Source organism: Antribacter sp. NEAU-D49 (assembly GCF_057158775.1).
This window is the reverse complement of record NZ_JBXTSN010000002.1, coordinates 148,353-170,723: the sequence shown is the minus strand read 5'-3', so window position 1 is coordinate 170,723 and position 22,371 is coordinate 148,353. Positions and strand designations below refer to the sequence as shown.

General features: G+C 73.6%; 21 protein-coding genes and 1 tRNA gene. 9 read left to right on the top strand and 13 right to left on the bottom strand.

The window, feature by feature from the left end:
- Nucleotides 1-121: 121 nt before the first annotated feature.
- Nucleotides 122-838: a TetR/AcrR family transcriptional regulator gene (locus AC060K_RS02495; RefSeq protein ID WP_483763868.1), complete on the bottom strand. Its 717-nt coding sequence runs from the start codon at nt 836-838 to the stop codon at nt 122-124.
- 81 nt (nt 839-919) lie between these two features.
- Between AC060K_RS02495 and AC060K_RS02490 the strand changes: the two genes are divergently transcribed.
- Entirely contained in the window at nt 920-1,660 is a 741-nt protein-coding gene (locus AC060K_RS02490; protein ID WP_483763867.1) for a DUF4386 domain-containing protein, read from the top strand.
- Here the strand turns inward: AC060K_RS02490 and AC060K_RS02485 are convergent.
- The 5 genes from AC060K_RS02485 to AC060K_RS02465 all read right to left on the bottom strand — a co-directional run bounded on the left by AC060K_RS02485 (nt 1,642) and on the right by AC060K_RS02465 (nt 4,797).
- Entirely contained in the window at nt 1,642-2,100 is a 459-nt protein-coding gene (locus tag AC060K_RS02485; protein WP_483763866.1) for a DUF421 domain-containing protein, read from the bottom strand. The genes AC060K_RS02490 and AC060K_RS02485 overlap by 19 nt on opposite strands.
- A gap of 38 nt (nt 2,101-2,138) precedes the next feature.
- Nucleotides 2,139-2,624 carry a hypothetical protein gene (locus AC060K_RS02480; RefSeq protein WP_483763865.1) on the bottom strand — a complete coding sequence of 162 codons (486 nt, stop codon included), beginning with the start codon at nt 2,622-2,624 and terminating at the stop codon, nt 2,139-2,141.
- Between the two features lie 64 nt (nt 2,625-2,688).
- Nucleotides 2,689-2,979, bottom strand: coding sequence for a hypothetical protein (locus tag AC060K_RS02475; RefSeq protein WP_483763864.1), 291 nt, complete (start codon nt 2,977-2,979; stop codon nt 2,689-2,691).
- A 172-nt stretch (nt 2,980-3,151) separates the two neighbouring features.
- On the bottom strand, nt 3,152-3,640 hold the full coding sequence (locus AC060K_RS02470; protein WP_483763863.1) for a hypothetical protein: 489 nt from the start codon (nt 3,638-3,640) through the stop codon (nt 3,152-3,154).
- Complete coding sequence (locus AC060K_RS02465) at nt 3,637-4,797, bottom strand: 8-amino-7-oxononanoate synthase (protein ID WP_483763862.1); 1,161 nt, start codon at nt 4,795-4,797, stop codon at nt 3,637-3,639. The genes AC060K_RS02470 and AC060K_RS02465 overlap by 4 nt, the downstream gene beginning before the upstream one ends.
- A gap of 135 nt (nt 4,798-4,932) precedes the next feature.
- On the opposite strand from AC060K_RS02465, the gene bioB reads away from it, so the two are divergent.
- Genes bioB through AC060K_RS02445 form a run of 4 tightly spaced genes read left to right on the top strand, consistent with a single transcriptional unit; the run spans nt 4,933 to nt 9,176 of the window.
- Nucleotides 4,933-6,015 (top strand): biotin synthase BioB, encoded by a 1,083-nt coding sequence (bioB, locus tag AC060K_RS02460; RefSeq protein WP_483763861.1) that lies wholly within the window; start codon nt 4,933-4,935, stop codon nt 6,013-6,015.
- On the top strand, nt 6,008-7,345 hold the full coding sequence (locus AC060K_RS02455) for an adenosylmethionine--8-amino-7-oxononanoate transaminase (protein ID WP_483763860.1): 1,338 nt from the start codon (nt 6,008-6,010) through the stop codon (nt 7,343-7,345). Before bioB ends, AC060K_RS02455 begins: the two co-directional genes overlap by 8 nt.
- Nucleotides 7,342-8,043, top strand: coding sequence for a dethiobiotin synthase (gene bioD, locus AC060K_RS02450; RefSeq protein WP_483763859.1), 702 nt, complete (start codon nt 7,342-7,344; stop codon nt 8,041-8,043). Before AC060K_RS02455 ends, bioD begins: the two co-directional genes overlap by 4 nt.
- Nucleotides 8,044-8,048: 5 nt before the next feature.
- A complete protein-coding gene (locus AC060K_RS02445) occupies nt 8,049-9,176 on the top strand; it encodes a cytochrome P450 (RefSeq protein ID WP_483763858.1) in 1,128 nt (375 codons plus the stop codon).
- 47 nt (nt 9,177-9,223) lie between these two features.
- Here the strand turns inward: AC060K_RS02445 and AC060K_RS02440 are convergent.
- Nucleotides 9,224-9,297, bottom strand: a tRNA-Met gene (locus AC060K_RS02440).
- Nucleotides 9,298-9,439: 142 nt separating this feature from the next.
- Between AC060K_RS02440 and AC060K_RS02435 the strand changes: the two genes are divergently transcribed.
- Nucleotides 9,440-10,303, top strand: coding sequence for a nicotianamine synthase family protein (locus AC060K_RS02435; protein WP_483763857.1), 864 nt, complete (start codon nt 9,440-9,442; stop codon nt 10,301-10,303).
- Between the two features lie 33 nt (nt 10,304-10,336).
- Here the strand turns inward: AC060K_RS02435 and AC060K_RS02430 are convergent, their stop codons facing one another.
- Nucleotides 10,337-13,357 (bottom strand): UPF0182 family membrane protein, encoded by a 3,021-nt coding sequence (locus AC060K_RS02430; RefSeq protein ID WP_483763856.1) that lies wholly within the window; start codon nt 13,355-13,357, stop codon nt 10,337-10,339.
- Between the two features lie 138 nt (nt 13,358-13,495).
- Entirely contained in the window at nt 13,496-14,608 is a 1,113-nt protein-coding gene (locus AC060K_RS02425) for a YlbL family protein (RefSeq protein WP_483764045.1), read from the bottom strand.
- Between the two features lie 242 nt (nt 14,609-14,850).
- On the opposite strand from AC060K_RS02425, the gene AC060K_RS02420 reads away from it, so the two are divergent.
- Nucleotides 14,851-16,239, top strand: a complete 1,389-nt coding sequence (locus AC060K_RS02420; RefSeq protein ID WP_483763855.1) for a zinc-dependent metalloprotease — start codon at nt 14,851-14,853, stop codon at nt 16,237-16,239.
- Nucleotides 16,240-16,258: 19 nt separating this feature from the next.
- Here the strand turns inward: AC060K_RS02420 and AC060K_RS02415 are convergent, their stop codons facing one another.
- Nucleotides 16,259-16,798: a SprT-like domain-containing protein gene (locus AC060K_RS02415; protein WP_483763854.1), complete on the bottom strand. Its 540-nt coding sequence runs from the start codon at nt 16,796-16,798 to the stop codon at nt 16,259-16,261.
- A gap of 162 nt (nt 16,799-16,960) precedes the next feature.
- On the opposite strand from AC060K_RS02415, the gene AC060K_RS02410 reads away from it, so the two are divergent.
- Complete coding sequence (locus AC060K_RS02410) at nt 16,961-18,040, top strand: ThiF family adenylyltransferase (protein ID WP_483763853.1); 1,080 nt, start codon at nt 16,961-16,963, stop codon at nt 18,038-18,040.
- Nucleotides 18,041-18,090: 50 nt separating this feature from the next.
- On the opposite strand, the gene AC060K_RS02405 is transcribed toward AC060K_RS02410, so the two are convergent.
- Both AC060K_RS02405 and AC060K_RS02400 read right to left on the bottom strand, forming a co-directional pair.
- Nucleotides 18,091-18,456, bottom strand: coding sequence for a WhiB family transcriptional regulator (locus AC060K_RS02405; RefSeq protein WP_483763852.1), 366 nt, complete (start codon nt 18,454-18,456; stop codon nt 18,091-18,093).
- 513 nt (nt 18,457-18,969) lie between these two features.
- Nucleotides 18,970-21,030, bottom strand: coding sequence for an ATP-dependent helicase (locus tag AC060K_RS02400; protein ID WP_483763851.1), 2,061 nt, complete (start codon nt 21,028-21,030; stop codon nt 18,970-18,972).
- A gap of 71 nt (nt 21,031-21,101) precedes the next feature.
- Here AC060K_RS02400 and AC060K_RS02395 point away from each other — a divergent pair, with 71 nt between their 5' ends.
- The gene (locus tag AC060K_RS02395; RefSeq protein ID WP_483763850.1) at nt 21,102-21,368 is read left to right on the top strand and encodes a mycoredoxin; all 267 of its coding nucleotides are present in this window, start codon (nt 21,102-21,104) and stop codon (nt 21,366-21,368) included.
- 54 nt (nt 21,369-21,422) lie between these two features.
- Here AC060K_RS02395 and AC060K_RS02390 read toward each other — a convergent pair whose 3' ends face one another.
- On the bottom strand, nt 21,423-22,340 hold the full coding sequence (locus AC060K_RS02390) for a phosphotransferase (RefSeq protein WP_483763849.1): 918 nt from the start codon (nt 22,338-22,340) through the stop codon (nt 21,423-21,425).
- Nucleotides 22,341-22,371 lie beyond the last annotated feature (31 nt).

Sequence of the window (22,371 nt, the reverse complement as noted above, 5' to 3'; positions counted from 1 at the left end):
GAGACCATCCTGTGGCATGGCGGATGTTAACGTCAACATCTCTGGCTGTTAACGTCAACAATCCAAACGGCAACGGGCATGGCGCAGACGCCCGGCACACCCGGGCCACCCACCGCCGCCCTCACTCCGCGCGCGCCAGGCCGTCCAGGAGCAGGTCCAGCGTGAACTCGAACTCCGTCTGACCGTCGCACCAGCCCAGGGTCGGGTCGTCGGCGTCGTGCAGCTCGCTCGCCACCATCGCCGTCGTGTACGGCAGGGCCTCGGCCATGGCGGCGAGCTCGGCCTCGGCCCGCTCCGGCTCCAGGTCACCACCCGCGGCCGCGGGGCTGAAGAGCTCCTGCGCGAAGCCCAGCACCATGCTGCCGAGCGAGTGCATCGCCCGGTGGGCCAGGCGGTACGAGCAGCCGCCGCGGACCATGGCCCCGAGCACCTCCTCGTAGAGGAGGAACACGGGGGCGGGGATGCTCGGCCGGGAGGCGATCAGCCCGGGCGCCCACGGGTGCCGGAGCATCACCGAGCGGGCCGCGAGGATGCGCGCCCGGACGACGGGGCGCCACCCCCCTCCCCCCGCGCCGAGGGCGCCGGCCGCTGCACCGGCAGCCTCGGCGATCTCGCCGGCGACCACCTCCACCAGGCCGTCGAGCAGGCCGCCCTTGCCGGGCAGGTGGTGGTAGAGCGACATGGCCTCGACGCCCAGGTCCGCCGCGAGGCGCCGCATCGTCACCGCGGGGAGGCCTTCGGCGTCCGCGATCCCCGCGGCTGTCGTGAGGACGCGTTCCCTGCTCAGCGGCGCGCGCTGCGTCCGCCCGCGCACCGCGCCCGGCTGCTCGGCCTTCATCCGGCCCTCCCCTTCCCTCGCCACCACCTTACGTCGTATGGTCAGCCTTACGCTGTAAGGCTCATCCCGAGAGGACCTCCCATGGAACCGACCTCGCTCGACCCCCGCACCGCCCGCACCACCGGGCTGCTCTACCTGGCGATGGCCGTGGTGGCCGTCCCCGGCTTCCTCGTGATCCGACCGCTGCTGTTCGACCCGTCCAGCGCCGCGGCCACGCTCGACCACCTCCTCGCGAACGAGGGCCTGGCCCGCGCCGGCATCGCCTCGGAGCTCACCCTGGTCGCCGTCCAGGCCCTCGTGGCGCTGTGGTTCTACCGGCTGTTCCGCCGCACCGACACGTTCGCCGCTGGCGCCCTGGCGGCGTTCGGGATGGTCAACGCCGTCGCGATCCTCGGCAGCGCGGCCTGCCTTGCCGCGGCCCTCGACACCGCGCTGGCCCCGGCGGGCGCGGTCGACGCCGGAGGTGCAGTCCAGGTGCTCTACGTGCTCGGCGGAAGCTTCTGGGGCGTCGGCGCGCTCTTCTTCGGCCTGTGGCTCGTCCCGATGGGGATCCTGGCCCTGCGCTCGGGGATGCCGCGTGCGCTCGGGCTGCTCGTGATCGCCGGCGGCGTCGGCTACGTCGCGAGCACGTTCGTCACGTACCTGGCGCCCGGGGCCGCCGTGGTCGGTGACCTGCTGGCCTACGTCGCCACCGTCGGCGAGCTCTGGATGATCGGCTGGCTGCTCTGGTACTCGTTCCGGGCGGGCGGGCCCGGGGGCCGGACCGCGAGCAGGCCACCGGCCGCGGGGGCCGCGTCCGCCGCTCAGCCCTCCGCCGCGTGAGCCTTCGGCACCACGCTGATGCCGCCGGAGGTCTCGAGCACGGCCCACTTGATCTGGTCCAGGCGCTCCAGGCCCTGGCTTTCGCGCGCGGCCGCGAGGACGTCGTCCACGGACAGGTGCTCCTTGCGCAGGACCTCGTGCAGCACCCGGCCGTTCTCGACCACCACGAGGGGCACGCTCTCCGCGACCCGCTGGAGGCGGGGGAACCGCCAGGTGAGGAAGTCGGCACCGCGCTCGAGGAGCAGGAGCGTGCCGATGACGAGCGCGGCATGGGTGATGGAGAAGTCCTCCCCGAGCAGCGCCTGCTGCGTGGCCTCGCCGACGATGAGCAGGATGACGAAGTCGAAGGTGGTCACCTGGGACAGCGCCCGCTTGCCGACGAGCCGGAACAGGAGCAGCAGGACGAGGTAGATCGCCACGGCGCGGAGCACGGCATCCATGGGGTGGCCTCCTTCGGCAGGGGGAACGCTGGCAGGAGCTAGGGCAGGACGAGCTGGGTCACGGTCACGGTGTCCGCGCCGACCGACACGTCCGCAGTGAGCGCACCCACGTCCTGGGCGCGGAAGCTGACCGACACCGTGAGGTCGCCCGGGTCCTCGACATCGAACTCGTAGACCACGCCGTCGTCCGTGAGCCGTTCCTCGCTCGGCTGCGGGGAGACTCCCTGGAGGTCGACGCCGGACAACCAGGAACCGGCGAGCGTCACGGTCACGGTGTCCTGCTCGACCGCGTCCGGCGCGAGCCGGATCGACAGCGCGTCGTCGGCCTCGAAGTGGGTCACCCGGGCGTAGCTCACGTCCACGAGCCCGCCCGGGCTCTCCCGCGTGGTGTCGCTCAGCGGGCCCGCGCCGAGCAGCCCGGCCAGGCCCGCCGCGACGAAGAGCGTCAGCAGCACCCAGCCGATCCGCTCGAAGCGCCACTCGCGGCGCTGGAAGGTCTCCGCCCGCGTGATCTCCAGGCCCACCGCGTCTCCCTTCGAGCACCGCCCGACACCTTCACCCGGAAAGGGGGTCCGTGCACGTCGGGAGCTACGCCACCACCGTGCAGACGGCTCCCGTGGCACCCACCACGCGCGCGATCGCGTTCTCGTAGACCGAGAGCGGCGCGTCGGCGTGCATCAGGACGCGCGCCGCGTCGTGCTGCCGTACAAGCTCGGCGATCTCGCTCAGCGTCGCCACGTCGCGCAGGTCCGCGAGCGTGGCCGCCAGGGTCAGCCCTTCGTCGGACGCATAGCGCTCAAGGCGTTCCCGCTGGCGGGTCACCTCGGCGCCGTCAGCGGAGCCGACGTAGCCGATCGCGACCGGCGGGCCCCCGCTCACCGGGTGCCGCTCCGTGCCGCCCCGCACCACACGTTCGCCATCCCCATGTCGCCCCCTCCTCGACCGATGTCCACAGAAGAGAGTGCGCAAAAGGACTTTTCGGACGCAAGTTCACGGGGTGATGCTGGGACGGTCCGGTGGACATCGTGTGTCCGTCACGACCGGCACACGATCACCGTCGCGGCAAGGGCCTCGGCCCGTCCTCGCTCGACCCCGCCGGTGCTGCCGGCGCGGACGCGAGCGCCAGCTCGCTCTCGTCCGCGGTGGCCCGGCAGTAGACGCGGCCGTTGCCGCCCTGGCAGAGCCCGTGCAGCCCGAGGGCGAAGGCGTGCAGGTCCTCCGGGGCGGCCCGGCGGAACCGGCGCGACAGGCCCCAGTACTTGACGATGTCCCCCAGCGTGCCGGGCTGCACCATCGCAAAGAGGGAGACGAGCGGACCGGAGAGCCGGATCACGAGCCGGGCGCCGTCAGCGCTCTCGGCGACGAGCTGCGCGCTCCGCAGGCCGTCGTCCTCGGCACGCGCGCCCAGGAGACGCTCCAGCTGCCCGAGGACGGACGCCGGGTCCACCACGTGGGACTCCACGCTCCCCTCGATCGGGGAGCCGTCGATGGTCAGGGCTGCGCTCTCGTCGTCAGAACGCGCAAAGTACTCGAACTTCATGTCGCGCATCCTCCCGCATGCGCGGCCGTGCCGATAACCACCTCCGCCGCCCACGCGACCTCGACGGCGGTGAGTCCCGCCCGGGCGGTCAGGCGCAGCCGCGGACGCCGGACCGACGGCGGGCGGAAGCACCCCACCACCAGTCCTGCCTCACGGCACCGCGCCGCCCACGCGACCGCCTCGTCGGCGGACGGCGCCGGCACGGAGACCACGGCCGCGTCGGACCGGGTGGCGGCGAGGCCCGCGTCGACGAGCCGCCGGGAGAGGTCGGAGGCCACCGCCCGGACCTGACCGGCCCGCTGCGGCTCCCGCCTCAGCACGTCGAGCGCGGCGAGCGCGGCCGCGGTGGCGGCCGGCGCGAGCCCGGTGTCGAACATGAACGTCCGCGCCGCGTTGACCAGGTACTCGATCACCCGGGCGGGACCGAGCACAGCACCGCCCTGCGACCCGAGCGCCTTCGAGAGGGTGACCGTCGCGACGACGTCGGGCGCGCCGGCCAGGCCCGCCGCCCACACCGTCCCCCGCCCGCCCCGCCCCACGACGCCGAGCCCGTGCGCGTCGTCGACCACGAGCGCGGCCCCGTGCGCGCGGCACGCCTTCGCCAGGCCTGCCAGCGGCGCGACGTCGCCGTCCACGGAGAACACGCCGTCGGTGACCACCACGGCACGCCCGGGATGCCCGCCCAGCGCGGCCTCCACGGCCTCCGGGCTCGCGTGCGCGACGACGTCCGTGGTCCCCTCCGCGAGCCGGCAGCCGTCGATCAGGGAGGCGTGGTTCCCGGCGTCGGACACCACGAGCGTGCCGCGCGGGGCGAGGGCGGCGAGCACGCCGAGGTTCGCGGCGTAGCCGGAGGAGAAGACGAGCGCGGACTCGAAGCCGCAGAACGCGGCGAGCTCCGCCTCGAGGCGGGCGTGCAGCTCCATGGACCCGGTGACCAGCCGCGAGCCCGTGGCCCCGGCCCCCCAGGTCCGGGACGCCGCGGCGGCCGCCTCGACCACCTCCGGGTGGCGGGCCAGGCCGAGGTAGTCGTTGCCGGCCAGGTCGAGCAGGCCGTCGTCAGCCGCCCGGGGGCGCAGCACGCGCAGGAGTCCCGCCCGGCGGCGGCGCGCGAGATCGTCCTCCAGCCAGTCGAACGCGCCCGGCTGCTCGTCTGTCATCGAGCCCCCTCTCTCCGGCTCGACCGTAGCCGCGCGCGGTTCTCGTGTGACATGTCCGGGCGCACATCGCGTGACGACAACTCTTGTCGAGTTTGCCTCATACCGGACAAACCTGTCCTCCGCGAGGATCGGACCATGGAGACTGTTGACCTCACCGACCTGCTGTCCACGCTTGTGGACAAGGGACTGCAGGCCGATCCCGGCGGGGTCACGCGCGACGAGGCGCTCGCCGTCCTCGCGACGTCGGACGACGACCTCCTGGATGTGGTGGCCGCTGCGGGGCGGGTACGCCGCCGCTGGTTCGGGCGCCGGGTCAAGCTCAACTACCTGGTCAACCTCAAGTCAGGCCTGTGCCCGGAGGACTGCTTCTACTGCTCGCAGCGCCTCGGGTCCGAGGCCGGCGTGCTGAAGTACACGTGGCTGACGCCCGAGCAGGCCACCGCTGCCGCCGACGCGGGCGTGGCCGGCGGGGCGCGCCGCGTGTGCCTCGTCGCCAGCGGCCGGGGCCCCACCGACCGCGACGTGGACCGCGTGTGCCGCACGGTCGACGCGATCAAGGACCGCCACCCGCAGGTCGAGGTGTGCGCCTGCCTGGGGTTCCTCGGCGACGGCCAGGCCGAGCGCCTCCGCGAGACGGGCGTCCACGCGTACAACCACAACCTGAACACCTCCGAGGCCACGTACGGCGACATCTGCACCACCCACGACTTCAGCGACCGGGTCGACACCGTGCGCCGGGCCCAGGCCGCCGGGCTCTCGGCGTGCTCCGGCCTCATCGCGGGCATGGGCGAGAGCGACGAGGACCTGGTCGACGTCGTCCTGGCCCTGCGGGCGCTCGACCCGGACTCCGTGCCGGTCAACCTGCTCCTGCCCTTCGACGGCACGCCGCTCGCCGGCACGTGGGAGCTCACGCCGCAGCGCGCACTGCGGATCCTCGCCATGGTCCGCTTCGTCTGCCCGGACGTCGAGGTGCGGATCGCCGCGGGCCGGGAGGTGCATCTGCGGTCGCTCCAGCCGCTCGCCCTGCACCTGGCGAACTCCCTGTTCCTCGGCGACTACCTGACGAGCGAGGGGCAGGCCGGCCAGGCCGACCTCGCGATGATCGCCGACGCCGGCTTCGTCGTCGAGGGCACCGGCGCCGCAACCCTGCCCGCGCACCGGGCCGACGTCGCCGTCCGTCGCCGTGGCGCCGGCACCGACCTGCCGCCCAATGCCTGACCGGGCGGCGACCCGCGCGGCGACGGCGGAGCTGCCGACGGCGGAGCTGATCGCACTGGACCGGGAGCACGTCTGGCACCCCTACGGGCCCATGCCCGGCGTCCCGCCGCTCGTGGTCGAGTCGGCGTCCGGGGTCCGGCTCCGCCTCGCCGAGCCCGTCGAGGGGCACCGCGAGCTGGTGGACGGGATGTCGTCGTGGTGGTCGGCGATCCACGGCTACGGCCACCCCGTCCTGGACACCGCCGCGCACTACCAGCTCGACCGGATGAGCCACGTGATGTTCGGGGGCCTCACCCACGAGCCCGCGGTGCGGCTCGCCACCCGGCTCGTCGACATCACGCCCGTGGGGCTGCGGCACGTCTTCCTCTCGGACTCCGGCTCGGTCGCCGTCGAGGTCGCCCTCAAGATGTGCCTCCAGTACTGGGCCTCGGTGGGGCAGCCGGCCAAGCACCGTCTGCTCACCTGGCGCGGGGGGTACCACGGCGACACCTGGCACGCCATGTCCGTGTGCGACCCCGACGGCGGGATGCACAGCCTCTGGTCCGGCGCGCTGCCGCGTCAGGTCTTCGCGCCGGCACCGCCGCCGGGGTTCGACGCCGAGCCGGACCCCGGGTACGTGCGGGGGCTCACTGACCTGGTCGCCCGGCACGCCCACGAGCTGGCGGCCGTGATCGTCGAGCCCGTGGTCCAGGGGGCGGGCGGCATGCGGTTCCACTCCCCGGCATACCTGCGGGTCCTCCGGGAGGCGTGCGACGCGCACGACGTGCTCCTCGTGCTCGACGAGGTGGCCACCGGGTTCGGCCGCACCGGCGAGCTCTTCGCGGCGGACCACGCGGGGATCACGCCCGACGTCATGTGCCTCGGCAAGGCGCTGACCGGCGGCTATCTCTCGCTCGCCGCGACCCTGTGCACCACGCGGGTCGCGGAGGGGATCTCGCAGGGTGACGTGCCCGTGCTCGCGCACGGGCCCACCTTCATGGGCAACCCGCTCGCCGCCGCCGTCGCCGACACGTCCGTAGGCCTCCTCCTCAGCCAGGACTGGCGCGCCACCGTGGGCCGGCTGGAGGCCGGGCTCCGGGACGGTCTGGCCGAGGCCGCCGGGCTGCCCGGCGTGACGGACGTGCGGGTGCTGGGCGGGATCGGCGTGGTGCAGCTCGACCACGAGGTGGACGTCGCCGCGGCGACGCGCGCCGCGGCGGCGGAGGGCGTCTGGCTCCGCCCGTTCCGCGACCTCGTGTACACGATGCCCCCGTACGTGACGGGCGACGACGACCTCGCCCGCGTCTGCGCCGGCGTGCGCGCCGCGGTGCTGGCCGGGGTGACCCGGTGAGCGCACAGGTCCTCGTGGTGACCGGCACGTGCACCGGCGTGGGCAAGACGGTCACGACGGCGGCCCTCGCGGCCGTCGCCCTCGCCGCCCGCCGTACGGTCGCCGTGGTGAAGCCCGCGCAGACGGGCGTGCAGGAGGGCGAGCCCGGCGACGTCGACACCGTGGCCCGCCTCGCCGGCTCGGTGACCATGTACGAGCTCGCCCGCTACCCCGAACCGCTCGCGCCCGAGACCGCCGCCCGCCGGTCCGGCCTGCCGGCGGTCCGGCCGGCCTGGATCACCCGGGCGGTGGACTCTCTGGCCCGGACGCACGACCTCGTGCTCGTCGAGGGCTCGGGCGGGCTGCTGGTGCGGTTCGACGGCTATGGCTCCACCCTGGCCGACGTCGCCGTGCACCTGCGCGCGCCGGTGATCGTCGTCGCCCCCGCGGGGCTGGGCACGCTCAACGCGACGGCCCTCACCCTCGAGGCGCTCCGGACCCGGGGGATCGCCTGCCCCGGCCTCGTGGTCGGCAGCCTGCCGGCCAGTCCCGACCTGGCCTCCCGGTGCAACCTGACGGACCTGCCGCTGGTCGCACGGGCCCCCCTGCTCGGCGTCCTGCCGGAGGGCGCCGGCGACCTCGCGCCCGCCGACTTCCGGGCACAGGCTGCCGGCTGGCTCGCCGCCTCCCTCGGGGGCCGCTGGCAGCCGGAGGCCTGACGGGCGTGCTGTTCGACCTGTGGCGGCACGACCGCCCCGACGCCGACGTGTTCCGGCAGGAGGGCCAGGTCGTCGTGGCCTCGCACCGCCTCGCGCGGCAGGTCCTGACCGACAACGAGACCTTCTCGCCGGCCAACGCGCTCGACGCCGTCACACCCCTCTCCCCGGCGACGCTGCGCGAGCTGACCCGGCACCGCTTCCGGCTGCCACCCACGCTCGCGAACAACGCCGGGGCGAGCCACGAGCCCATCCGGGGCGTGTTCGCGGAGGTGTTCCACCCGGTCCGGGTCGCGGAGCTCCGGCCGTGGCTCACCGGCCTGGTCCGGCGGACCGTGGCGCGTGTCGCGCAGGACCTGCGCCGGGGCGACGCCGTGGACCTGGACGCGGTGGTGTCGTCCGAGGTTCCGCCCGCCGCGCTCGGCCGGCTGTTCGGGCTCGACCTCGGCCCCGCGGCCGACCTCAAGCTCTTCTCCCGGGCGGCGCTCGAGCTGTTCTGGGGACGTCCCTCACCCGGCCGGCAGCTCGTGCTGGCCCAGGTCGTGGGGCCGCACCACCGGCGGCTGCGGGCGATGGTGGCGGACGCCGACGGCGCGGTCGGCGCCGTGCGTGACGCCCAGGGCGGCGACCTGGCCACCGCCGCCCTCTTCTTCCTGGTGGTCGCCGGCCAGGAGACGACGTCGCAGTTCCTCACGGTGCTGCTGCACCGCCTCGTCCAGGAGCCACGGCTGCTCGACGACGACCCTGGCACCGTGATCGAGGAAGGGCTGCGCCTGCACTCCTCGATCACGTCGTGGCGGCGAGTGGCTGCCGCCGACACCGAGCTGGGCGGCGTGCCGGTACGGCGCGGCGAGTCCGTGCTGGTCTGGCTCGGGGCCGCCGGGCGGGATCCCGCCGTGGTGGAGCATCCCGGCCGGCTGGTACCCGGCCAGCGCGGCTCCCGGCGGCACCTCGCGTTCGGGGCGGGGGCGCACCGCTGTCTCGGCAGCCAGCTCACGCGGCTCGAGGCCGAGGTGGTGCTCGCCGAGGCCGCGCCGCTGCTGCGCCGCTGCCGGGTGGTGGCCGCGCCCGTCAGCGACGAGAACGTGTCGTTCCGCATGCCGGGGCCGCTCCGGGTGGCCTGGCAGCCGGCATGACGAAGGCCCCTGATCAGCATTTCTGCTGGTCAGGGGCCTTCTTTTTGTAGCGGGGGCAGGATTTGAACCTGCGACCTCTGGGTTATGAGCCCAGCGAGCTACCGAGCTGCTCCACCCCGCGTCGGTAGGCATAACACTACGTCACCGGGGACGAGAGGCCAAATCGTATCGACAGTCGCCCTCGTCACACCCGCCTCGGCCGCGGAATCACAGACGTGGACCACCCGAAGGGCTCCGCCGTGGCACGATCGGCGATCGTGAAAATGAATCTCATTCCGGACGCTGGCGCCGGCTTCACCCGGGTGACGGCCGGCGCCGTCGCCGGCCGGCTCGCAGACCTGGCCGACCGGCTCGAGTCGCTCCCCGCGCTCGACCCGGCACCCAAGGTCGACGCGCTCTTCCGGGACCTGGTCAGCACGGTCGTCCGGACCCCGGCAGCCACCGCACGCGCCGTCCTCGCCGACCCACGGGTGCGTCGTCGGGCTGCGTCGTTGCGCTTGTCGTCCTCGCGGGGCGAGTCCGCGCTGGAACAGGCGTGGGCGGCGAGGATCGCCGCCGCGGCCGACCCCCGAGCGGAGCTCCGCGCGTTCCCCTACGCCGACAACTACCGCCGGCTCGTCCGCCTGGAGCTGGCGGCCCTGGCGGGGCACCACCACGAGCCCGTCCGCTCGGTGGCGGTCCTGGGGAGCGGCCCGCTCCCCCTCACCGCGTTCGCCTACGCGGAGCGGCTCCGGGCCGAGGTCGTGGGCATCGACATCGACCACGCCGCGACGGAGGCAGCCCGTCGCGTCACCGCGCTCGCGGGGCCGAGCGGCGTGCGGCTCGAGCTCGGCGACGCCGCCGACGTCGACCTCCGCGCCCACGACGTCGTCGTCCTCGCGGCGCTCGTCGGCACGACGACCCCCGAGAAGGCGGTTCTCGCCGCCCGCCTGGCCACCCGGATGCGCCCGGGGGCGCTGCTCCTGCTCCGCAGCGCACGCGGGCTGCGGACGCTCCTGTACCCGGCGGTCCGGACCAGCACGCTGCGCGGGTTCACGGTGCTGGAGGTGGTCCACCCGTCCGACGACGTCATCAACTCCGTCGTGGTGGCCCGGGTCGACGAACCCCGGACACGCCTGTGGGCGTGACCCCGAACCGGGATCACGCCCACAGGGCCGGGGTCAGGAGCCGGCGTTCAGCTCCGACTCAGCGGCGATCGCCTGCTCCAGCGCCGTCTGCAGGCGCTCCTGCGCCTCGCCGTAGGCGGCGAAGTCGCCGGCGGTCAGCGCGGCCTGGCCCTCCTGCATGGCCTGGTTCGCGGCCTGCAGGGCCGCGTCCAGCCGCGCGGCGGCGTCCGTGGCGGCCGGCGACGGGGCGGCGGTGTCCGACGGCGCGGGGCTGGGTGCCGTACCACCCTCGCCCTCGCCGTCGGCGGGTGCGTCGGGCACGTCCGTCTCGGTCTCCACGCTGCCGGTCGGTGCGCCGGAGTCTCCGTCGAACACCTGGTCCAGGGCCTCGTCGAGCGTGTCGGCGAAGCCGACCTTGTCACCGAACGCCACGAGCACGCGGCGCAGGAGCGGGAACTGCGTCCCCGCCGACGACTGGATGTACACGGGCTGCACGTAGAGCAGGCCACCACCCACCGGCAGCGTCAGCTGGTTGCCGCGCAGCACGCTGGACGCCTCGGTGTCGAGGATGTTCAGCTCGTTGGAGATGGTCGGGTTGGAGTCGAAGTTGTTCTGCACCTGACCAGGGCCGGGAACCGTGGTGTCGCGGGGCAGCTCGAGCAGCCGGAGCTTGCCGTAGCTGTCCGCTCGCACACCTTCCTCGGAGCCTGCCTCGGCGTCGACCGCGAGGAAGCCGGTGAGCACCTCACGGTCGGTGTTACCACCGGGGATGAAGGTCGACGTCAGCGAGAACGACGGCTGCTCCTGGCCCGGCATCTGCAGCGTCATGTAGAACGGCGGCTGCAGCGGCTTGATGGTGCCCGCGGCTGTGGGGTCCGCCGGGTTGTCCCAGAAGTCCTGACCGGAGAAGAACTGCCCGGCGTCGGTCACGTGGTACGTCGCGAGCAGCGTGCGCTGGACCTTGAAGAGGTCCTCGGGGTAGCGCAGGTGGCTCATCAGGTCGCCGGAGATCTCCGAGATGGGCTCGAGCGAGGTGGGGAACACCCCGGACCAGGCCTTGAGCACCGGGTCCTCGGTGTCCCAGGCGTAGAGCGTCACCTCGCCGGTGTACGCGTCCACGGTGGCCTTGACCGAGTTGCGGATGTAGTTGATCTCCGCGGGGAGCTCGACCGACGCGGCGGTCTGCTGCTCGAGCGTGAGCGCGTCCGTCGTAGCCTCCTCGAGGGGCTGCGACGCGGAGTACGGGTAGTTGTCGGTGGTGGTGTAGCCGTCCACGATCCACTTCACCCTGCCGTCGACCACCGCCGGGTAGACCCGGTTGTCGAGCGTCAGGTACGGCGCGACCTTCTGGACCCGCTCCTTGGGGTCGCGGTCGTACAGGATCTCGGACTCCTCCGTGACGCGGTCGGAGAAGAGGATCTGCTCCTCGCCGAACTTCAGCGCGTAGAGCAGGCGGTGCATGAACGACCCCACGCTCGGCCCCGCGTCCTCCGTCTGCGTCGGGAACGTGGTCTTGACCTGGCCGCCGCCCTCCTGGTCGTCGGCCTGGTAGTCGAGCTCCCACGGCGTGGTGCCCTCCGGGGCGCCGACGATCGAGTACTGCGTGGTGCGAGGGCTGAAGTAGATGCGCGGCTCGTAGCCCTCCTCCGTCATCGACGACAGGGCGCCGGCGCTCGGGATGCCGCCCTCGTAGAAGGCGGGCCGCCCGTCCGGGCCGAGCTGGTTGCCGTAGGCGGCCACCACGCCGTAGCCGTGCGTGTAGACGGTGTGGTCGTTGACCCAGTTGCGCTGGCTCGCGCCGAGGCCCTCCAGGTTGAGCTCGCGGACCGCGATCACGGTGTCGCGCGACTCGCCCTCGACCATGTACCGGTCCACCGACAGCGTGTCGGCGAAGTCGTAGTACTGCTTGTTCTGCTGCAGCTGGCGGAACGACGGCGAGACGATCTGCGGGTCGAGGAGCCGGATCGAGGCCGCGGTCTCCGCGTCCTCGCGCAGCGCCCCCGCCGTCGCCTCGGTCGTGGCGTCGTAGGCCTGCTTCTCGACCTCGTCGATGTCGAACGCCTCGAGCGTGGCGTCGATGTTGCGCTGGATGTACGGCGTCTCCAGCTCCTGCGCGTTCGGGTTCACCTGGAAGCGCTGGACCACCGCCGGGTAGATGCCGCCGATCGCGATGGCAGAGACCACCATGAGCGCCACACCGATGGCCGGCAGCCGCCAGTCGCCCCGGATCGCGGCCACCACGAACAGGGCGGCGACGAACACGGCCACGACGGTGAGGATGCCCTTGGACGGGATCACCGCGTGGATGTCGGAGTACGAGGCGCCGTCGAAGCGGTCGCCCGCGCTCGTCAGGATCGTGTAGCGGTCGAGCCAGTAGTTCGCCGCCACGAGGAGCAGCAGGACCGCCCCGATCACCGCGAGGTGGATGCGCGCGGCGCGCGTGGTGCGCGGGCCGCCGCCCGCGGCGGGTCCGACGCGCACGCCCCCGTAGAGGTAGTGCGTGACGATCGCGGCGATGCCCGACAGGATCACGACCGCCATGAGGAAGCTCGCCACGAACCGCAGGGCCGGCAGCGAGAACACGAAGAAGCCGAGGTCCATCTGCCACTCGGGGTCCGTCGTGCCGAACGGCACGGCGTTGAACGCCAGCAGGACCGTGCGCCACTGCGCCGACGCCGCGACGCCCGCGAAGAAGCCGACCATCACCGGGGCGGCGACGGTGACCACCTTGCGGAGCGGCTCGACCGCCTCCCGGTACTGGTCGAGCGTGGCCTGCTCCGGCGTGGACGGCGCGTAGACCGGCCGGGAGCGGTAGGCCAGCGAGAAGGACAGGAACACGGCTCCGCCCATCAGCAGGAACCCCGCGGCGAACAGCGCCGCCCGGGTTCCCCACTGCGTCCAGAGGACGTTGTCGAAGCCGAGCTGCCGGAACCACAGCACCTCGGTCCAGAGCTGGGCGAGCAGGAGCAGCCCGGCGATCACGACGGCGACGACGACGATCGCCACTCCCAGCGGACTCCTGCGTCGTCCGAGGGGTGCGTCACCCGAGCGGCGACGTGGTGCGGTGAAGGACACGGCGGCGTTACCTCACAACTTCTTCGACTGCGGCGGCCCAGCACGGGCCCTCCCCGGGGGAACGGCCCGGTACCGCACAAGGTTCCCACAGACCTGCGTGAGACGACCCGGAAGGTGAGCGGCCGGCGTCGGCCCTCGTCACGACGTGCAGGCCGGCAGACCCTCGGTGTCCTCCGCGCCGATCGCGCGGACGGCGTCGCGCGCCTCGCGCAGCGTGGCGACCCGGACCACGGTCAGACCGTCGGGGACGTTCCCGACCACCTGGTCGCAGTTGCCCGCCGGAGCCAGGAACCACGTGGCGCCGTCCCGCAGCGCGCCGTACATCTTCTGCTCGATGCCGCCGATCGGGCCGACCGTGCCGTCCACGTCGATGGTGCCGGTCCCGGCGATGACCTCACCGTCGGCCTCGTCCTCCTCGGTGAGCCGGTCGATGATGCCGAGCGCGAACATCGTGCCGGCGCTCGGCCCGCCGATGTCCTCGATCTGGATGGTGACGTCGACCGGGAAGTCGTACTCGGGGTCGATGTACACGCCCAGCAGGGCGCGGTCCTGACCCTCGGCCACACCCGTCGTGATCGTCAGGTCCGCGGGCGCGCCGTCGCGCCGCACGCCCAGCACCACGTCCGAGCCCGGCTCGGTGGCCGCGAGCATGGCGATCAGGTCCGCGTACGTACCGACAGGCTTGCCCTGGAAGGTGGTGATGACGTCGTCGGCCTCGACCACGCCCTCGGCGCCCGTGCCCTCCGACACGGCCACCACCGTCAGGGTGGCCGGCACGTCGTACCCGAGCTCGGTCAGGGCCGCGGCCGTCGCCGCCTCCTGGGAGGACAGCATCTCGGCCTGGCTGACCTGCTGCTGCTCCTCCTTCGTGGTCGACTCCGGGAAGATCTGCTCCACCGGCTGCACCGACCGCTGCGGGTCGAGCCAGCCCTGGACGACCTGCCCGGCCGTCATGGGGTAGCCGGGCCCGCCCAGGACCGACACGGTCGTGAGACGCAGCTCGCCCGTGGCCTCGAACGTCTCGGCGCCCTCGATCTGGATGAGCGGCTTGCCGCCCTGCTCACCGAGCGTGTCCTCCGTGGGACCCGGCGAGCGCATCGCGTACGGGGCCGGGAGCACCAGGGCCGCGGCGGACAGCAGGGCCGTGGCCAGCAGCGCGACGCCCGTGGTCACCGTGCGGCGGCTCACCGGCGGGTCGAGCTCGGCGTCGTCGACCGGGTCCTGCCCGGGATGGCTCTGCAGGTCGTGCATCGAGGTCACCGGCCCATCATCCCCCACGAGGACGGACGCGCGGTGCAGGGCTCGGAGGCGTCGTGGAGACTGTCGTGGAGACTGGGGCACGGGGACCTCTCCCCGTCTGCCGACGCTGCGCCCAGAGCGAAGCGGGAACCTTCCGGGCGGCTCGCACGGTTAACGTGATGTTTCGGCAGAGCCGTGGCGAGCCCGTACCGTGGCGCGCCGACCCCGCACCGACGGACCAGGCAAGGAGCATCATGACCGACCCGCAGCTGCCGGACCCCGGCAACCAGTCCTGGGAGGACCTGATCCGCTCGATGCTGGGTGACGACGCCGACGAGGTGCTCGCGGAGATGCGCGCCCGCGGCCTGGACCCCACCACCCTGGGCGGCACGGCGCCCGACCCGGCGATGATGCAGCAGGCCTTGGCCCAGGTGCAGCGCCTGCTCTCCGAGCCGGGCACCGGCCCGGTCAACGCGGACGTGGCGCACGACATCGCCCGGCAGGTGGCCGTGGCCGAGGGCGACCCGTCGATCATGGGCGGGCAGGCCCGCGAGGTGACCCAGGCGCTCTCCGTGGCCGAGCTGTGGCTCGACGTGGTCACCGACCTCCCGCCCGCGGGTGGCGGCTCCGCGGCCTGGAGCCGGTCCGAGTGGGTCGAGGCCACCCTCCCCGCGTGGAACGCGCTTGCCGCCCCCGTGGCCACCTCCGTCGCGGACGCACTCGCCACCGTGCTGCACGACCAGCTCCCCGAGGGTGTTGACGACGGCGTGGCCATGCCGGGCATGCCGGCCGGTGTGCTCGCAGGCCTCGGGGGCATCGACCCCGCGCAGATGATGCGGCGCCTCGGCTCCGCCGTGTTCGGCATGCAGGTGGGCCAGGCCGCCGGGACCCTTTCCCGCGAGGTGTTCGGCGCCACGGACGTGGGCGTGCCGCTCCTCGACGGGGCCCGGACCGTCCTGCTGCCCACCAACGTCGCGGCGTTCGCCGACGGGCTCGACGCGCCGGTCGAGGAGGTCAGGCTCTTCCTCGCCCTGCGCGAGGCCGCGCACGCACGGCTGTTCACCCACGTCCAGTGGCTGCGGGCGCACCTGCTGGGTCTCGTCGAGCAGTACGCCCGCGGGATCACCATCGACCTGTCCGCCCTGGAGAACCAGGTCCAGGACATCGACCTCGCCGACCCCGACGCCCTGCGCCGGGCGCTCTCGGGCGGCGTGTTCGGCCTGCAGAACACCGACGAGCAGAAGGCCACGCTCCTGCGGCTGGAGACCACGCTCGCGCTCGTGGAGGGCTGGGTCGACGAGGTGACGGCCACGGCCGCCCTCCCCCACCTGCCCCACGCCGTGCCGCTGCGGGAGATGATGCGGCGGCGCCGCGCAGCGGGCGGGCCCGCCGAGCACACCTTCTCCACCCTCGTGGGCCTGGAGCTCCGGCCGCGCAGGTCCCGGGACGCGGCCACCCTGTTCGGGATCGTCACGCGCGAGTCCGGTCCGGAGGGGCGCGACGCCGTCTGGCAGCACCCGGACCTGCTACCCGTGACGGCAGACCTCGACGACCCGGCAGGCTACCTGGGGCGGCGCGCCGACCTCGCCACGGAGCACGCCGACGTGGACGCGGCGCTCAAGGAGATCTTCGGCGAGGAGTGAGCCGGGCGGCGGCGCCGGCTCAGTCGTCCTGGGCCGGGTCGCCCATCGACCCGCCGTCCTGCGAGAAGGACACACCCTCGAGGAAGCCCCGGGCCCGGTCGGTGCGCGGGTAGGCGTCGAGCAGCTTCCAGAAGTCGGGTCCGTGGCCGGCGTGCAGCAGGTGCGCCAGCTCGTGCAGGAGCACGTAGTCCAGCACCCAGGCCGGCATGCCCTGGACCCGGGTGGAGATCCGGATGGACCCGTCGACCAGCGTGCACGACCCCCAGCGGCGGCCCTGGTTCGACGACCAGCGCACGCTGGACGGCCGGGCCTTGCCGTCGAGATACCGGACCGAGAGCTCCCGCGCCCGCGCCACGAGCTCCTCGTCCGAGGGTCGGCGGCGACGCTCCTTGTCGTCGAGACGGGCCAGCATCTTGGCCACCCACTCTCGCTCCTGAGCCCGCGAGAAGCGCGCCGGAATCGCGACGATGGTTCGTTCACCGTCGCGATAGGCGCTGACCGTGGCGGTCCGACGACGGCTCCGTCGCACCTCCACGGACGTCAGGGCGTCGTGGGCCACAGCACGACCGTAGCGGTTATCGGCCCCACGTGGTCAAGAACACACCGGGCGGAGGGAGATATCTCCCCGTTCTTCCCTGCGGATTCGCCCCGAAGCCGCGGCACCTCCAGAGGTGGGGACGGCCGCGCGGGGCGAGCGCCGTCGTCGGGCACAGTAGAGGACATGCCCACCCGACCCGCTCCCCTCCGGCTCCGGCCCGGCACGCCCGTGCTCGTGCGCGGCGACGGCGAGGTGCAGTGCGGGACCGACGCGCGCTGGGCCTTCGTCCTCGCCGGGCTCGACCGGGCGGAGACCGGCTGGCTGCGCGAGCTCGTCGAGCGCCGTCACGTCCCCCTCGAACAGTCCGCCGCGCGCTGCGGGGTCCCGGCCGAGCGACGCGACGCGATCGTCGACGTGCTCTGCCGGGCGGGGGTGCTCGTGCCGTCGCCGGCCCCCGTCGGCGCGGTCGCCGCGGTGGCCGACGGCGCGGCGGACGCCCCGGTGCTCGGCATGCTGCGGTCCGACGGCGCGGGGCTGGTGACGCTCGCCGCCCGAGCTGCCCGGACGGTGGGGGTCGCCGGGCTCGGCAGGACCGGGACCGCGGTGGCGCTGCACCTGGCGACCGCCGGCGTCGGGCACCTGGTGCTGCACGACCCCCTGCCCGTGCAGACCACGGACCTCGGCCTGGGCGGCCCCCGGAGCGCCGACCTCGGACGGCGACGGGACGAGGCCGTCCGGTCGCTGCTCGCGGAACGGGCGCCACGGGTGGTCGTGACGGTGGACGCCGGGGACGCCGGCGGGACCCACGGCCCGGTCGGTGGCGGTGACGAGGCGCCCGCGCTCGACGTCGTCGTCGTGGTCGAGCCGCACGCCGCGCACCCCGCGAGGTACCGGCGGCTGACAGGGTGGGGGATCCCGCACCTGCCGGTGGTGGTCCGGGAGGCGGACGTGGTGCTCGGGCCCTTCGTCAGGCCGGGTACCTACGCGTGCGTGCAGTGCGTGGACCTGCACCGTTGCGACGCCGACCCGCAGTGGCCGGCCCTCGCGTCGCAGCTGCGCGAGACGCCCGAGCCGCCCCAGGAGACCACGCTCGCCGCGACGGCCGCGGCCCTCGCGGCAGGGCAGGTGCTGGCGCAGCTCGACGGGCACCGGCCCGCCACGCTGGGGACGGCCGTCGAGGTGGCGCTGCCCTACGGCCTGCCACGAACGAGCCCCGTGCCGCCGCACGCGAGGTGCGGCTGCACGGGGCTGCCGGGACGTTGACGGCCGGGCCGTCGGTCCGGGCCGTCGTCACGGCCGGACGGTCGGCGCGGTCATGCCGCGACCGACTCCGACTTGCGGGGCCGGCCACGTCCGCGCTTGCGGGCGACGACGGCACCGTCGACGAAGACCTCGCCGCCCCAGACGCCCCACGGCTCCTGGCGGTCGAGGGCGCCGGCGAGGCAGCCGGCCTGGAGCGGACAGCTGCGGCACAGGGCCTTGGCCCGCTCGACCTGGTCCGTGTGCTCCGCGAACCACAGCTCGGGGTCGTTGGTGCGGCACGGGAGCAGGGAGTTCATGAGCAGGTCGAACTCGGTGTCCTGACGGGGAGCCGTCGCGGTGGCGACGACGGGTTGAGGAGGGTCCCAGGGGCCGGATCCGCCCTGGGGAAGAGTGTCGAGGAGCGCAGTGAGGCGCACGGTTGTCTCCTGTGGTCCTGTAAGGAACGTCGGCGATGAACGTCTTTCGGGGGAACAGGACCCCTGGCTGCTCAATCCTCCGGCCGATCAGAGAGCGATCGGGGAGATCCGGGAATTGAGAAGGCCGCGGGTCCCGAGTGGACTCCGCGGCCTGGATGGTGACTCGGTCCTTAGACCGGGTGCACTCCTGGTACGGAGTCGGGTGCGGGGATGGACAGGGCTCCCCCACGCACGCGCGCACGGAAAGCGCGAACGGCATCGGCTGCCGGCAGCACATAGCCGCCGCAGGTGTGCGCGTTCGACGTCAGCATCTGCTTGATCTCCATCAGGGAACCCACCTCCTCACTCAACTCGGGGCTCGGCCTCTCGGCCTCACCCTCCTGTCAGGGACAAGACTGACCCTATGACGGCTCGATCGGCCGGGACAACTTATTAACGAAACTTTCTCGGACGAGTTTTTTCCGGCCGCCCCGGAACCCTCGCCCACGCCCGGTACGCGCCTCGTCGCGTGCCTCAGCCGCCGGAGGGAGCCGTTCCGACGATGCCGAGGATCGTCTCGCCGTACTTGTCGATCTTGGCCGGCCCGATCCCGTTGATCCGGGCCAGCTCCGCCACGGAGCCCGGGCGCAGCTCCGCCACCGCCGCGAGCGTGGCGTCGGTCAGGATCGTGTAGGCAGGCTTGTCCGTCTCCCGGGCGACGTCCAGGCGCCACTCGCGCAGCGCGTCGAACAGCGCCACGTCGTGCTCGCCGGACAGCAGCGCCCGGGCCCCGCCCTTGGCCGGGCCCGAGGCCCGGCCCGAACGTGCGGCACGCTCGTCCTCCGGCCAGAGCCCGTCGAGGAACCGGGTGCGCTTGCGCGTGGCCCGCCCGCCCGGGTTGCGCGACCGCGCGTACGAGACCTCGAGGTACTCACGCGCCCGGGTGATCCCCACGTACAGCAGGCGCCGTTCCTCGTGCACCGCGTCCTCGGTCTCGGCGAGCGAGATCGGCATGAGGCCCTCGCTCATGCCCGCCAGGAAGACGGCGTCCCACTCGAGGCCCTTGGCCGCGTGGAGCGACGCGAGGGTCACGCCCTCCACGGTGGGCGCGTGCTGCGCGGCGGCCCGCTCCTCCAGCTCGGCGACCAGGGTGGCCAGCGTGGCCGGCGCGTCCTGGGGTGCCGTCTGCGCGAGGTCGTCGGCGAGAGCCACCAGCGCCTGGGTGGCGTCCCACCGCTCGCGCGCGGCGCCCCGGGCGGCGGGCGGCTTCTCGGCCCAGCCTGCGGCCGACAGCACGTCCCGGACGATCTCGGGCATGGGGACCGTCGGGTCGGCGGAGCGCGCCGCGCCGCGCAGCAGCACGATCGCGTCGCGCACCTCCTTGCGCTGGAAGAACCGCGCACCACCCCGGACGAGGTAGCCGATGCCCGCGTCCGCGAGCGCCGCCTCGAACGCCTCGGACTGGGCGTTGGTGCGGTAGAGCACGGCGATCTCGCTGGGCCGGGTGCCCGCCGCGATGAGGCGGCCCGCACGTGCGGCGATCGCCTTGGCCTCCGACTCGTCGTCGTCGTGGACGCTGAAGGTGACGGGCGGGCCGGGCGGCCGCTGGGCCACGAGCTCGAGCGCCTGGTGGGCGCCGCCCGCACGGCCCGCACGGCGCAGCACGTCGTTCGCCAGGCCCACCACCTGGGGCGTCGACCGGTAGTCGCGGACGAGACGGATCTCCTGGGCGTGGGGGTACGTGCGCCGGAAGGTCAGGAGGTGCGCCGGGGTGGCTCCGGTGAAGGAGTAGATGGTCTGCGAGGGGTCACCCACGACGCAGAGCTCGTCGCGCCCGCCGAGCCACTGGTCCAGCAGGAACTGCTGGAGCGGCGAGACGTCCTGATATTCGTCGACCACGAAGTGCCGGTACTGGCCCCGCACCTCGTCAGCGACGGCCTTGTGGCTCGCCAGCATGTCGGCCAGCATGAGCAGGACGTCCTCGAAGTCGATGTTCTCCCGTTCCGTCTTCACGTCCTCGTACATGGCGATGAGCCGGGCGACCGTCTGGTGGTCGTAGCCCGACGGCGCCTCGCGCCCCCGGGAGGAGGCGGCCCGCTCGTAGTCGTCCGACGTGACGAGCGACACCTTGGCCCACTCGACCTCCGACGAGAGGTCGCGCACGGCGACCCGGTCCACGCTCACGCCGATGCGCCGGGCCGCCTCCGCGACGATCGACGCCTTGTGCTCCAGCAGCCGCGGCGGGGCGCCGCCCACCACCCGAGGCCAGAAGTACCCGAGCTGGCGCAGCGCGGCGGCGTGGAACGTTCGCGCCTGCACCCCGCCGACGCCCAGGTCACGCAGGCGCGTGCGCATCTCCCCGGCCGCGCGTGCGGTGAACGTCACCGCGAGCACGCTGGTGGGCTTGTAGACGCCGGTGCGCACGCCGAAGGCGATCCGGTGGGTGATCGCCCGTGTCTTGCCCGTGCCGGCGCCCGCGAGCACGCACACCGGACCGCGCAGGGCCAGGGCCACCTCGCGCTGCTCGGGATCGAGCGCCTCGAGGATCGCGTCGGGATGAGCGGCGGCGGGTCCGGAGTTGGTCTGGGTGAACATCGTCTGCGATTCTCGCAGGCACCACCGACACTTGTCCGCGCGCCGTCCACAGGCGCCGAAGGAGGAACCCGATGACCGCCACCACGCAGGTACCCGCGGAGGGCACCGTGCTCATGTACTCCACCGTCTGGTGCGGGTACTGCCGGCGGCTCCGGACCCAGCTGGACTCCGAGGGCATCGCGTACACGGTGATCGACATCGAGGAGCAGCCCGAGACCGCCGCCTACGTGGAGCAGGTCAACGGCGGCAACCGGACAGTACCCACCGTCGTCTTCCCGGACGGCACCGCGGCGACGAACCCCTCCCTCGCGCAGGTGCGGTCGGCGCTGGGTCGCTGACCCGGGCCGGCCCGAGCGGGCCGCGTGCCGGGGCCGGGCGCCCCTGGGCCGGCCTCAGCCGTCGTCGCGCGTGGCCTCGTCCAGGTCGCTGAGCATGACGGTCGCGTCCTCGATGACCTCCGGCAGCCGGTGCCGCACGCCGTGCAGCAGCCAGCGCGCCAGGGCCAGCTCGCCCACGAGCAGGGCACGGTCGGCGAGCCGCGGGTCGCTCAGCTCGGTGCGACGCAGCTGGTACGCCTCCATGATCGAGTCCACCGCGTCGAGCGGGGCGGCGACGAGCAGCCAGGCGAGATCGTCGGCCGGGTCGGCGACCCGCGCGTCGGACCAGCCGGAGATCGCGACCACGCGGCCACGGTCGACGAGCACCTGGTCCGCGGCGAGGTCGCCGTGCACCACGACCGGCTGGAACTTCCACAGGGAGACATCCTCGAGCGCCGCCTCCCAGCGACGCAGGAGGGTGGGCGGCACACGGCCGGTCTTGGCCGCTTCGTCCACCTCGGTGAGCCGTCGCTCGCGGTACTCGGCCGCCGTGTAGCTCGGCAGGCCGCAGCCTTCGACCACGCCGGTCGGCAGCTCGTGGACCGCCGCGATGGCCCGTCCGAGGTCGGCGGCGAGGCCTGGGCCGGACTGCAGACGCTCCACGTCGAGCGTGGAACCCACGATCCGCCGGTGCACCACCGCACGTCCGCCCTCGGGCAGGAGCGCCGAGCCGGCCACCTGCGGCACGACGAAGGGCAGCACACCTGTGTCGACATAGAGCCGGAGCTGCTCGAGCAGCTCGAGCTCGGCCTCGAGGGCGGCGCCCGCCACGGAGGTGCGTGGCGCCCGGATCACCCACTCCTGGTCGTCCTGGCCCGTCACGACCGCCACGTCGTAGTCGCCGGGCAGCTCTCCCTGGCGCACCGAACGAGCGTCGAGCCCTGGGACGGCGGCCGTCGAGAGTGCGGCGAGAGCGAGCGGCGTGCGTGACACGTGCTCACGGTAGAGCAGGCGGGCGGGTGAT